This window comes from Sphingomonas daechungensis (assembly GCF_039543105.1).
Taxonomy (GTDB): Bacteria; Pseudomonadota; Alphaproteobacteria; order Sphingomonadales; family Sphingomonadaceae; genus Sphingomicrobium; species Sphingomicrobium daechungense.
The window spans coordinates 1,401,142-1,414,127 of the sequence record NZ_BAABJC010000001.1; the positions used below are offsets into that span (position 1 = coordinate 1,401,142).

Below are 12,986 nucleotides of genomic sequence, written 5' to 3' on the forward strand. Positions count from 1 at the left end.
CGTTCACAAGCTGTAGCCGAACTTGGCGATCCAGGGTTCAAGTACGGGAATGACCGGCTCGAGGTGCTTGCGATAGTTCTGCCAACGTCCCGCCGCCCGATTGTAGATCGGCTCCGCGACCTGAGAATAGCTGGCGGTCTTGATGCGCCCGCGATTCATCGCCGTGGCCTCATGGTCGAGGACTTCGTCGCTCCAGTCGAGTTCGAGGAAATCCAGAAGCGCCCGGAGTTCCGTTTCCCTGTCGCCGACGACATTCTCGTAGATCACCGTGTGAACCGGCAAGTCGACCAGCTGGTGCGCCTTTTCGAAAAAGTCGAAGCTCAGGTCGTACAACTCCGCCGTCGTATCCAGCCGAAGGAAATTCGACATGGCATCGTTCAGCTTGAAGTTGGTGATGTAGCAGCTGAGCACGACGTCGCACGGATGCCGCAATGCGAGGATGATCTTCGCCTTCGGAAACAGCCGCTTGATGATCGGCAGTGCGTTCAGCGAGAGCGGATTCTTGTCGACCAGGAGCTTGCCCGGCGTCAACGGAGCGTGAAGCTTCGCGACGCGGAAATATTCCTCGCGCGCCAGTCGGATCTGCTCGTCGCTTGCAACTGGAATATCCTCGAACGGAAGGATCTTCGATGCGCGCAGCAGCGTCGGCTCTTCCTCCAGAACCTCCACGCCGTCGTGACCCATCAGCATGGTATCGAGCAGGGTCGTTCCCGATCTTGGGAAGCCGAGCAGAAATGCCGGCGTCGGTCCCGAATAGGGCTCAGTCTCCTCCCGCCAGCTTCCAATCCACTCCGGCGTGACCGTCGCCGAAAGCGTGCGAACGAGGTTTCGGTATGCCTCGGCCCGCTCTCCCGGCCGCGTCGGGTCGCCCAACTGGATTTCGTTCATCCGCTTGAACGCCGCGAACGCCTCGTCATACGCCCCGACGCCCTCTTTGAGCTGTCCAAGCAGATGACTGCGCCGCGGCGTTTCCAGTTCGTCAGGCACTTTGTCGAGTGCCGAGACACCTTCGGCGAACCTCTTCCCTCGGCGATGATCGAATGCGCGGATGAAGTTGAGAACGTCATCCCCAACGCCTCGCTCCTGCGCCTTCGTCACCAGCTCAGCCAGTTCGGCAGTCCGGTTGGTGAGTTCATAAACCACGGCCAAGCCGAGGTTCCCGAGTGCATTTCCGGGCTCCAGCTGAACGACCCGGCTGTATGAATCTTCAGCAGGACTGGTCCTCAACTGGTTCAAGCGCTGGCTGGCCGTTGCGAGCAGGAGTTCGATGTCATCCGGACTTCTCGCGGACGCCTCTTCGATTGCATCGAGAGCATCGTCCTCGCGACCCAGTTCACGAAGGACGGCATGGAGCTCCGCCAACGCCCGCGTATCGGACGGGAATTCGTCGGCCATACCGCGCAGCTTCTCGATTGCCTCATCGACCCGACCGAGCGCCGCGAGCGCCATCGCATGGTTGAGACGGACGGGCGGGGAATTGGGATTGAGTTCCGCAGCGCGTTCGAGGGCTGCGACACTTCCTTCAATATCGCCCGCAAGTCGCCGCGCATTGCCGAGGTTGTTCCAGCTCTCCCAGTCGGCCGGTGCCGCCGCGACCACCTCTTCGTAGGTCGGGACGGCGATCGAGAATTGCTGCGTCTCCTGCGCCAGAAAGGCCCGCAGGCGTTTCATGTTGAGCGATGGGTCCGCGGCTGCGACTTCTGCGGTGAGGATGTCGAGCGCTGCCGGATGATCGCCGCTTTGCGCCAGGGCCGAAGCGAGATTCCCGGCGATGACGGCGTCGTCAGGTCGTGCTGCACGTGCAGCACGGAGGTGACGGACTCCGGCTTCCAGATTTCCGCTCTGGCAATACATCGAGCCGAGCATTGCGCTCAGCGCGGCCGTGTCTCCGCCTTCTGCAAGCGCGCGCTCGCCGATGCTGAACGCCTCCGACACACGGCCCGAGCGAGCAGCGGAAATGGCGTCGCGGATCGCAGCGACAGTGCGGTCGTCAAGGGTCGAAACGGCAGTCATGGCGGCTGTCTAGCGCAATTGCCGGCAAGTGACAGCCTTGGCGGCAGACGGAGCGAACAAAGAAAAGGGCGGCGGACCATTCGGTCCACCGCCCCATTCTTCGAGCTAGCGTTTCCGCTTAGCCGCGCTCTGGCGCCGGCGGCGGCGGCGGAGGCGGCGGCGGCGGAGCCGGGCATGCCTCGGTCGCCAGGATCACCGAGCCGTCCGGGCACGTCTGCGTGGCAGGCGGCGGCGGGGGCGGCGGCGGAGGCGGCGGCGGCGGTGCAACCGGAGCCGGAGCCGGCTTCGGCGGCAGGAAGTCGATCGTCGCGCCTACCCAGAGGAGACGGCCGAGCGCATCCCAGGTGCCCGGGTACGTGTTGCCGTTGCACGGACCAGCCGGGCAAAGGTTCGAGCCCGGACGGTTGCCGTTACCGCTGGTGATCAGCGGCGGATCGTTGTCGGTCAGGTTGTTGACACCGGCACGCAGGTTGATCCGATCCATCAGCGTGTAGGTCGCCGAGATATCGAGGTAGTTCTGCGCCTTCACGTGAAGACCCGGGTCGTAGGTGAACGCGCCGTTGACGGTGTTGCTGGCATCGAGGGTCTCAGCCGAGACCTTGCCGATGTAGCGCCACTGCAGCGACAGTCCGAGGCCGAAGTTCGACGTCCAGGTCGTCCGCAGCTTGTGCCTCCACTCGGGGATCGGCGCCGAGGCGGCAACCGTACCGCCGGAGCAGACCGGGCCGAAGCGGCCCTTACAGGAGTAAGGCTGCGACAGGCCGTTGTTGACGTCGTACTTGTCCATGTACGTCCCGACGAAGCTCCAGCCGAGCTTGCCGAGGCCGAACAGCTGGTGCGAGTAGGACGCCGCCACATCGAGACCGGCTTCCTTGATGGTTGCCGTGTTCTGCGGAAGGTCGATCACGTAGCCACCCGACGTCAGCCAGATCGACCCTGCAGGGTCGCGCTGGATGAGAGCGCAGGCCGGCGAAGTGAACGTCGCGGTCGAGTCACCAACGCAGGTGTTGATGATGGCATCTCCACCATAGCCCTGGATGGCGTTCTCGAGCTTGATGTTCCACCAGTCGACCGTCAGCGCGAACCTCGGGATGAAGCGCGGCTGGATGACCGTACCGATCGTCCAGGTCGTGCCCTTCTCCGGCTTGAGGTTCGGGTTGCCGCCGAGCAGGCCGTTGTACTGGCCGGCCGGATTGGCAGTCGGCGACTGGCCGATGGCGAGGCCCTGCGCAAGGCAGCCATAATCGGTCGCCGTGATTGGCGTGCCAGTGGCGCAAGGATCGTTCGAACCATCGAGGCCGACGAACTGCGGAGCGAACAGCTCCTGGATGTTCGGGGCACGAGCTGCACGGTTGTACGAGCCGCGGAACCGGATGTCGCTCACCGGAGCGAACTCGGCCGAGATCTTGTACGTGTCGGTGTCATAGCCACCGCCGCTGCTGATGTCGTACCAGGACTTCCGGTAACCGAGACCGATCGTGAACTCCTCGATCCCCTGGTTCTGGATGATCGGAATCTGGGCTTCGCCGAACACGTCCCAGACGCGGAAGTTGCCGCTGACTGGAAGCGTCGGTGCACCCTGACCGGCAAGATCACCCGTCTGGAACGACGTGTCCGGGTTCAGCTCGAGCGATTCACGCCGGTATTCGACACCGACGTTGATGCCCACGCCATCTTCCGCCCACGGCGTCTTGATGCCGGCATCGCCAAGCAGGCCGGTGATGTCGAAGTGGCCGATCTGTTCCGAAGTGATGCCCTGGATGACGCCGAAGACGTTCAGGTAGTTGATCGACGCGGCCGACGGAGCTGCGCCGAACGGATCCCAAGGCGTACAATTCGGGTCGCTACCGTCGAGAACCGAGCGGCAGACGATCGACGAACCAGGCGTTCCGACCGGGACCGCGACGCCATTGGCATCGACGTTCACGGCGTTGAGCGCGCGGGTCAGGCGAGCGATCGAGAACTCGTTCTTGTAGACCTGCGTGTAGTTCGTGCGGCCGTACTGGAAGTAGGCGTCGTACGAGAAGATGCTCGACAGGTCGCCCTTGGTTCCAAGGACCCCGCGCCACGCCTGGTGACGAAGGTCGGAAATACGCGGGCCGCCTTCCGTGTTACGACGGAGAAGCTGGAAGAACGCATTGTTGTAAGTGTTGCCGCGGGCGTCGAAGAACGTCAGCGGCGCCGCACCCGGGTTCGGGTTGTACGGAGCGCCTTGGGCCAGCGGGAAGTTCCCCACGAAGCCGTTGATGACGTTCTGCGGGTTGCCGCAAATGACCGCGAACTGCTGCGCTGACATGAACGGGTTGTCGCAGTTGATGGTCAGCGTGTTGCCGAAGTCGCCCGAGGGAGCGATCTGCGCCAGCGTCCGGTCGTCCATGAACATGAACTCGAGGTACGGCTTCAGCGCAGGGCTGATCTCGTAATCGGCGAACGCGCCGGCGATGTAACGCTCGTCCGGCCGCTGGAAGTAGTTCAGCGGCGCGAAGTTGTAGAGGTTCTGAGCGTTCGGAGTGATGGTTCCCGGCCCAAGTGCCGCGACCGTCGAGGTTCCGCTCGTGAAGATGATTGCGGTGCCCGGGTTCGCAGTCGCCGAACCACCGCAACGCGGATTGGGATTGGTCTGGTTCTGGATCACGCAGTGCGAGAAATCGCGGTCGCGCTGGAGAACCGGCTTGGTGTTGCGATAGCCGAAATAGGCAACGGCATGGCCGCGGCCGTCATCGAAGCCGGCGCCGATCGTGACGGTGCCGTCGAACGAACGTCCGTCAGTCGTGCTGCCAGTGGGCAGCGGATAGCCACGAGCGTTGATGATGTCGCTCATGTGCAGACGCTGATCCACCGCCGTACAGCCGGAGCTTGCCTGCACGCGATTGCAGGTGCCGACGAATGGATTGTCCTGGTTGTGCTGCCAGATGCTGAAGTTGCCGTCGAAGCGGATGCCCTCGAAGTGGGTATCCATGATGAAGTTGACGACGCCCGCAACCGCGTCAGCACCGTACACCGACGACGCGCCGCCGGTAAGGACTTCCGCCCGCTTGATGATCGCGGCTGGAATGACGTTCAAGTCGGCCGACAGGTTCGCACTGTTCGGATCGCCCGGCATCATGCGGCGGCCGTTGATCAGAACCAGCGAGCGCTTGGAGCCGAGGTAGCGAAGGTCGACTTCGGCCGTACCGGTCGCGCCGTTCGACACGCCGGACGTCTGCGCGGCGCCGACGGACGGCAGCTGGTTGAGGACGTCTTCGATCCTGGTCGAACCGGAGAGCTTCACGTCCTGGTCGGACACGACCGTGACCGGTGCGGCCGATTCCAGGTTCGGCTGCGGAATGCGCGAGCCGGTAACGATAATGTCTTGTCCGCTCGATGCGGGTTCGTCAGTCGCAACAGCTTCGACTGGTCCGGTCGGCGTCGAGGCCGCTTGATCCGCTGACTGCGTGTCCTGTGCCCACGCCGGCGTTGCCAGCGCAGCCGTACCGACCAGCAAGGTCGATGCGAGCAGGTTTTGACGGAAGCTCGTCTTCATTTTGGTCCCCTTGTTCGGCCCGCTACTCCGGGCACACGTTTCGGCCCATTTACTGGGTGCACGTGGGCGCTTTCATTGTCCGATAACTGAAACAGAACAAGGCTGCGCAACGGTTTTCAGCCGCTTTTTGAGCATAGTGTAGCGCCGAAACAACATGTGCCATTAACGGATTCGACTGAGCCGCCGAACGCTCGCTCGACGCAAATCAGCAGCTTAAGGCAGGCCCAAACGAACGCTTAGAGTTAACGGCTGGATTGCGCGATTAACGGAAAGTTGCCGGTCCGCCGCGGTCGCGTGTCCCTAGCAAAGGGGTTCGCGGAGCTAAGAAAGCAACGCTCTCGGTCGAAACGCGGGTTTCAGCGATGAATGGGAATGGTGCCCAGGGGCGGGATCGAACCACCGACACCGTGATTTTCAGTCACGTGCTCTACCAACTGAGCTACCTGGGCTCTCGGGGCCGGGCAGATCGCCCGCTCCAAGCCTGTCCCGAGCGACGCCGCAAAGCGACGTCGAGGGGCGCCGCGCTCACTAACCGCCGCTATCTTCGCTGTCCACCCCAGCATCGGCTTTCGGACCCGGAATCCGATAGCCTTCGTCGAGCCAGCGCAACAGGTCGCGGTCCTTGCACCCGCGCGAACAGAACGGAGCGTGCTCGGCCGACGGCTTTTTCCGGCAAACGGGGCAGGACTTGGTATCAAGCGTTGTGCGCATAGGCCCCATGGATGGGGAGCGACGGGTCGCTCCGCAAGGTGGCCGGGCCGCCCACCTGCCGCGAGAGGTCTTCCAGCCACGCTGGATTGCGTTCGAGGACGGCCGAGACGGACGGATGAGCAACGAGAACTGTGGCGCCCGACACGGACATTGCGGCGTTCCGAAGCAAGCTGCGAGCCTCGAACGACGGTCGGTCAGACGCGAGTTCGAACAGAGACGCGCGCGCGCGCGGACGCACGATCTGTATGAATCCGAATCCGTTCATTGCCGTTCGCTCGAATGGCTGCGGCAGGGTCGCGTCGATGGCGGCCCCGACAGCCTGCCGTTGCTCCTTTCCGGAAATGGTCGGGAGGTCGATTCCGATCGATCCGCCTACCGCATGCCGCAGTATAGTCCGCGCGGCGACCTTTGCGGCCTTCAACGCGAGCTCGGCAGGGGCAAGGCGTCCGTCGACATCGATCAACGTCATCGCGGGGGTCAGCGAAAGGCGAAGCTCACCGCCCTCGAAACGAACGATCCCGCTCCGCGCTTCTTCGAGTACGTCGGACCATCCCGCCTGCTCCAGCCGATCAATTGGAGCTGGGAACGGCAGGATCTCCGCCTCAAGTGCATTCGAGACGCCCTCCGCCCGTTCCGCTATGCGGGCGAACGGCCGCTTCCACGGTTCGGCGCCCGGAATCGTCTCCCGCGTCACTTCGATCCGGATCGCGGCGCCTTGAGTCACTCCGGGTGCGCCCCTGGGAAGCAAGTACTGCTGGCCGCCGGCATCAGCGAGCGCCGGTATACCGACCTCGATCAGCCTGCCGTCCAGGACCGTCCCGGCCGCGACCGTGCCTTCAAGCAGGATGCGCGCTTCGACGATCTCGCCATCCACGATCCGAGCGAAGCGGATCTCGCCGATCCCGCGCTCGCAGATCCAGTCAGGCAAGCGGATAGCCCGCCGACTTCAGCAGCAGGCGCGTTTCCGCCAGCGGCAGGCCGACGACGTTCGAGTAGCTGCCTGCGATCTGCCGGACGTAGACCTCGCCATAGCCCTGGAGTGCGTAGCCGCCGGCCTTTCCCCGCCATTCGCCATGACCGGCGTAATAGTCGATCTCCTCATCGGACAGGCGCTTCATGGCGATCATCGTCTCTCCGAGCCGCGTTCGGATTGCGTGACCGGGAGCGGCGAGCGCGACCCCGGTGAGGACGCGGTGGCGGCGACCGGATAGTAGCTTCATACAGGCGCGTAGTGTCGCTTCGTCCTCGACCTTGGGGAGGATCCGCCGCCCGACGGCAACAACGGTGTCGGCGGCGAGGACCAGCGCGTCGGGACGGCTTGCGGCAACCGCTTCCGCTTTCTCGACCGCCAGGCGAAGCGCGTGCTCACGTGGCAGCTCTCCGGCCGGAACACGTTCGTCGATATCTGGGGGCGCCACTTCATCAGGCACGACGCCGATGCGCGCCAGCAGGTCGAGCCGACGCGGGCTTGCGGAAGCGAGGACCAGGCGCATGCCGCCCTACGGGCGGGGTGGTGGCCCGCTGCGGCCTGGCATGAACCGATAGGTGATCCGGCCCTTGGTCAGGTCGTAGGGAGTCATCTCGACGAGGACTTCGTCTCCGGTCAGCACACGAATCCGGTTCTTGCGCATCTTGCCGGCGGTATGGCCGAGGATCTCATGGCCGTTCTCGAGCCGCACGCGAAACATCGCATTGGGCAGCAATTCCACAACCTGCCCCCGCATCTCGAGCAATTCTTCCTTGGCCAAGCGTTCTCTCTTCCTTCGGCTAAAAGTCGCGTGGCCTTACAAGCGCGCTGCCTAAAATGAAAGGCGCGTCCCCTGGATAGGCTCAAGCAGGATTATGCTTGTCGAGAAAGGCCTTCATCCGTTTCAGGAATTCCAGGCGATCCTCGGCCCTGCTGAAATGGTGATCGCCCTTCTTCTGCTCAAGATATTCGTACGGCTTTCTGTAGCTCGCTGACCAGCATCCGAGACTGCTTCACCGGAACGCGCTTGTCCTCGACCCCGTGCGCGATCAGGATCGGCGCGCCGAAGCTTGCCGCATGATATCTGGGCGAAACAGCATCGAGGTCGGCGGCCCTGGCCTTCCAATATTCGACCATGCCCTTCCCCATCATGCTCCGGTCGTACTTGAGCATGACGTTGAGGTCCGAGACGCCTGCATAGGACACGGCGCAGCGGTAGCGGGAGCCATCGCGCTGCGCTCCGCGCATGGCCGCATACCCACCGTAGGACGCGCCGATAATGCACACGCGCTTCGGATCGACCACCCCCTGCGCCGCGAGCCAATCGATTCCGTCGATCAGGTCATCTTGCATTTTCAGGCCCCATTCGCCCCGTCCGCGGTCGACGAATTCGGTCCCGTACCCACTCGATCCGCGGTAATTCGGCTGGATCACGACGTAGCCAAGCTCCGCCAGATACTGGGCCCACCAGTCATATTCCTCGCTGTCTCGCGCCTCGGGCCCCCCGTGCGGCATCATGATGAGCGGCAGGTTCTTCGCCTCGCGGCCGCGTGGGAGCGTGAGGACGGCCTCGATCGGCACCCCGTCCCGCGCCTTGTATTGAACTGTCGAAACGGCGGAGAGATTTCGGTCCTTGAGCACCGAGTTGTTCCAGCCGATCCGCTGCATCGTCGCGCCGTTGGTATCCCAGTAATAGAGACCGCCGGCTTGTGACGGCTTGCCCACCTCGACCAGCAGTTGCTTGCGGTTGCGGCTCCAGGAGACAATCCGGGCATTTCCGCTGCCCAGCGTCTGGTCGAGCCCCTTCTGGATGTCCTTCAAGTCTTCGTCGAGCCATTCGATCCGAGAGCGTTTGCCGACGACCCGGAAACCCGCAGCGTCGTTGAGTGCGACGTTGAGGATGACGGCGTCCACGTCATACTTGGGATCGCCGAACAGCTTCTTGCCGAGAGTGAAACTGGGCAGCGAGAGCTCGTAGACGCTGTCCCGTCCATCACTGTCGTCGATCGCGATGGCATTGCCGTCGGCTCGATAGGCCACGGGCAGGGGCACGGATGCTTCCTGGCGCTTGGCAAAGGAAATCTTCTGGAAGTTGCCGCCATCGGGACCGCGATAATAGATTCCGGCGCGCTTACCGTCGCGCCAGATGATCCCATAGCGAACCATTCCTGACGGATCGGCGTCCCACTCCCAGACGTCGTCCATCGCCCGCGTGACCATCTTTCCCTTGCCGGTCGAAACATCGACGTCCCAGACGCTCGGCTGCCATTCCATCGGAGTCTCGATGCCTGTCTCCTTGGAGAGCAGCACCCTCGGCGAACCGTCCTTGGCGTACCAGATCACGTCGTCGGCCTCGACGCCGTTGCGGAATGGGTCGACCCGCTTGACCGTCTTCATGTCCGCGCTGACGCCGACGATCGCCGTCGCGTAGAAGTCCATGCCGTAAAGGCTGACATTGTCCCCGACACCGACGACCAGCCAGTCGTCGTTGACCCATTGCCACCAGTTGATGTCGGACTTGTCCTCCATCAAGGCGCTCGTCTTGCCGCCGAAGAGGGGCTGGACGACCAGATATTGCTGGCCATCGATGGCGATCTTCGCCGCGACCTTCTCACCGTTGGGAGAAAGCTCGGGACTCTCAATTCCCGGCAGTGCGGCGAAAACCTCGACAGGAACAGCATCGGGCAACGGCGTCGCGCCGAAGGCTGCAGTGCCGCCGGCAAGCGCCAGCACCCCCCAAAAGTACGACCGAACCATGTCACTCCCCCCTGACTTCCGGCGGGCGGAAGCTAACACAGGGCAGTAAAATGGGAAGCAGCCGCTCCTAGACCGTCAAAACGGTCGAGCCAGTTGTCTCGCGGGCCTCAAGCGCGCGGTGCGCATCCGCTGCTTCACGCAAGCTGAAACCCTGGCCGATCTTGAGTTTGACCTTGCCCGAGAGCACCAGGTCGAACAGCTCCGTCGCCGATTGCTCCAGCTCCTCGCGCTTGGCGATGTAATGGTAAAGAGTCGGGCGAGTCAGGAACAACGAACCCTTCTGCGCCAGCAGTCCCGGCGGGATCGGGTCCGGCGGACCTGACGCATTGCCATAGCTGACCATCACCCCGCGCGGATGAAGGCAGTCGAGCGACTTCAGGAAGGTATCCTTGCCCACCGAGTCATAGACGACCGGCAGCTTCTCCCCGCCGGTAAGGCGACCGACCTCCGCGACGAAATCCTGCTCCGTATAGAGGATCGGATGATCGCAGCCGTGCGCGCGGGCGAGCTCGGCCTTGGCCTCGGTCGACACGGTTCCGATCACCGTCGCCCCCAGCGCCTTTGCCCACTGGCACATGATCAGCCCGACGCCGCCAGCCGCAGCGTGGACGAGGATCGTATCGCCCGGCTCGACACGATGGACGGCGCGCAGCAGCATGCGGACCGTCATGCCCTGCAGCATCATCGCCGCCGCACTCTCGAAGTCGATCGCGTCCGGAAGCCTCACGAGGCGGTCCGCATCGATCAGCCGCGCTTCCGAGTAGCTGCCGACGGGACCGGCGTAAGCGACGCGATCGCCGATCCGGACTCCGGCCACGCCCTCTCCGGCCGCCTCGACTGTGCCGGCACCCTCGACGCCGGGCGTGAATGGAAGCGGCTGAGGATAGAGTCCGGTGCGGTGATAGACGTCGATGTAGTTTAGTCCGACCGCTTCGTGCCGAACACGGACCTGGCCGGGGCCGGGATCGCCGACTTCGATCTCCTCCCAGTTGAGAACCTCGGGGCCGCCAGTTTTGTGGATTCGGATTGCCTGCGCCATCGACGGCCTCTGCTCTCGGTTATCCGGGATTGAAAGGGGTCAGGCGGGATTATGCTTGGCGAGAAACGCGTCTAGCCGCTGAAGCCAATCGTAGAAGTCGGCGCCGCTGTCGAAATCGTGGCTGCTGCTCTTGTAGAAAACGGACGTGACGTCGGCCTTCGACTTGGTCAGCGCGTCGACCATCGAATGGCTTTGCTTCACAGGAACGCGGGCGTCGTTCTCGCCGTGGCTGATGAAGACCGGGATCTTCACCTTGTCGGCATATTTGATCGGCGAGACCGACCCCAGATCCTTGGCATCGCCTGCGACCTTGGCTCGCCACTCGCGAAAGTAGCGGATCGCCGAGAAGCTCTTGCGGTCATACTTCATCAAGGCATCGAGATCGGACACGCCAGCCCAGCTAACGGCGCAGCGATAGCGGTCCGGGTTGCGAACGGCGCCCCACAGAGCCGCATAGCCACCATAGGACATCCCCATGATGCAGACTCTCTTGGCATCGACCTGGCCGGTCTTCACCAGCCAGTCGACGCCGTCGTCGAGGTCATCCTGCATCTTCTTGCCGAATTCTCCATAGCCTTTGCTCGCGAAGTCCTTCCCGTATCCGGTGGAGCCCCGGAATTGTGGCTGGAGCACCGCGTATCCGCGGTTGGCGAGGAATTGCACAATCGGATCGAACGTCCAGTCATCGCGCGCGAATGGACCGCCGTGGGGAAGGATGATGAGCGGCAGGCTCTTCGCATCGCGACCCTTCGGCGTCGTCAGGTAAGCCCGAATCTTCAAACCGTCGCGTGCCTGATATTGGACAGAGCGGACCTCCGCCATTTGCGACGCATCCATCAAGTATGGCTCCACCACCGGGTGCATTCGCCAGTTGGCGGTATCGAGCAGAAAATAGCGTCCCGGATCCGAAGCTCCACCTGACCAAATCAGGTACCGTTTCTCGTCATCCGACGTATCGACGATCGAGTTGGTTGCGTTCGGCAGAGCCTTGTCGAGCTTCTGTTGAAGCGCCTGCCACTTAGGGTCGATCCACTTCACCCGCGGGCGATCGTCCTGATAGCTGATGCCGTAAATCGTCCCGCTGGTCGGATCGTAACTGACGTCGTCCAGATCGACTTCGGGGTTCTCGAAAATGGCCTCGCCGACGGCACCCGTGACGAAGTCGTAGCGGTAGAGACCGAAGCGACCGGTACGTTCGTTGGTCACGATCCAGCCGTTGTTGTTCGGCCCAAACATGACCCGGTCGACCGCGCTGTCGTCGTCCTTGGCAAACTTCCCGCGCGTCTTCTTCAAAGGGTCGCCGGCCTTGTCACGGTACCAGACCGTCCACTTGCGCCCCTCGTAAGCGATTCCCGCTCGAACCACGCCTTCGTCATCGGCATACCAGTCCCAGACGTCGGGCCTCGCCTTCTCGACCAACGTGGCATTGCCGGTCGCGAGATCGACTCGTTTGACCGACGGATAGGAATAGATGTCGTCCTGGCTGGCGACGAGCGCCCAGCTGCCGGTCGGGTCTGCGTAAAGAACGTCGCCCGCGTAGAGGCCGTCGCTCTTCTTATCGACGACCCGTGAGCCGCCGGTATCGGTGTCGATCGCAAGCAGCCGCAGGATCGGAACCGGGACTACACCGTAGATGTAATCCGTCGACAGCACCTGCATCAGCAGGCGCTTGTTCCCGGCCCACTGCAGGGCCGCGACATTGGCAGTGCCGATATCGATGACTTTCGGCTTGGCCTCCGGCTGATCGGCGTCGAGGAGAACGAGCCGTCCACGCCCATTCGTCGTAGCCCGGGCAACGATCCGATGACCGTCGGGCGAAAGCACCGGTTTCCGCATCGCGGGAAGTTGCGCGAACACCGTCGTTGGGAGTTTGGGGACAGCTTGCTCGGCATGCACGGGAGCCGCGCAGGCAATAGTGGCGGCCAGGGCAAGCCCGATCAAACGCATTGAGTCCCCCTCTCAATCCGAGGGGCGAA

General features: G+C 63.2%; 9 protein-coding genes and 1 tRNA gene. All 10 read right to left on the reverse strand.

Annotated features, from left to right (window positions below; translation table 11 throughout):
• Positions 1-3: 3 nt before the first annotated feature.
• The 10 genes from ABD928_RS07325 to ABD928_RS07370 all read right to left on the reverse strand — a co-directional run bounded on the left by ABD928_RS07325 (position 4) and on the right by ABD928_RS07370 (position 12,957).
• Positions 4-2,013, reverse strand: a complete 2,010-nt coding sequence (locus tag ABD928_RS07325) for a tetratricopeptide repeat-containing sulfotransferase family protein (protein ID WP_187715672.1) — start codon at positions 2,011-2,013, stop codon at positions 4-6.
• A 118-nt stretch (positions 2,014-2,131) separates the two neighbouring features.
• Positions 2,132-5,536, reverse strand: coding sequence for a TonB-dependent receptor domain-containing protein (locus ABD928_RS07330; RefSeq protein WP_345167516.1), 3,405 nt, complete (start codon positions 5,534-5,536; stop codon positions 2,132-2,134).
• Positions 5,537-5,909: 373 nt separating this feature from the next.
• Positions 5,910-5,985, reverse strand: a tRNA-Phe gene (locus ABD928_RS07335).
• A 79-nt stretch (positions 5,986-6,064) separates the two neighbouring features.
• Positions 6,065-6,247, reverse strand: a complete 183-nt coding sequence (locus tag ABD928_RS07340) for a DNA gyrase inhibitor YacG (protein WP_345167519.1) — start codon at positions 6,245-6,247, stop codon at positions 6,065-6,067.
• Positions 6,231-7,175 carry a ribonuclease gene (locus ABD928_RS07345; RefSeq protein ID WP_345167522.1) on the reverse strand — a complete coding sequence of 315 codons (945 nt, stop codon included), beginning with the start codon at positions 7,173-7,175 and terminating at the stop codon, positions 6,231-6,233. Before ABD928_RS07345 ends, ABD928_RS07340 begins: the two co-directional genes overlap by 17 nt.
• The gene (locus ABD928_RS07350) at positions 7,168-7,740 is read right to left on the reverse strand and encodes a Maf family protein (protein WP_345167525.1); all 573 of its coding nucleotides are present in this window, start codon (positions 7,738-7,740) and stop codon (positions 7,168-7,170) included. Before ABD928_RS07350 ends, ABD928_RS07345 begins: the two co-directional genes overlap by 8 nt.
• A 6-nt stretch (positions 7,741-7,746) precedes the next feature.
• Complete coding sequence (gene infA, locus ABD928_RS07355; protein WP_187715669.1) at positions 7,747-7,995, reverse strand: translation initiation factor IF-1; 249 nt, start codon at positions 7,993-7,995, stop codon at positions 7,747-7,749.
• 179 nt (positions 7,996-8,174) lie between these two features.
• Entirely contained in the window at positions 8,175-9,971 is a 1,797-nt protein-coding gene (locus ABD928_RS07360) for an alpha/beta hydrolase family protein (RefSeq protein WP_345167528.1), read from the reverse strand.
• A gap of 67 nt (positions 9,972-10,038) precedes the next feature.
• Complete coding sequence (locus ABD928_RS07365; RefSeq protein ID WP_345167531.1) at positions 10,039-11,010, reverse strand: quinone oxidoreductase family protein; 972 nt, start codon at positions 11,008-11,010, stop codon at positions 10,039-10,041.
• 39 nt (positions 11,011-11,049) lie between these two features.
• On the reverse strand, positions 11,050-12,957 hold the full coding sequence (locus tag ABD928_RS07370; RefSeq protein ID WP_345167534.1) for an alpha/beta hydrolase family protein: 1,908 nt from the start codon (positions 12,955-12,957) through the stop codon (positions 11,050-11,052).
• Positions 12,958-12,986 lie beyond the last annotated feature (29 nt).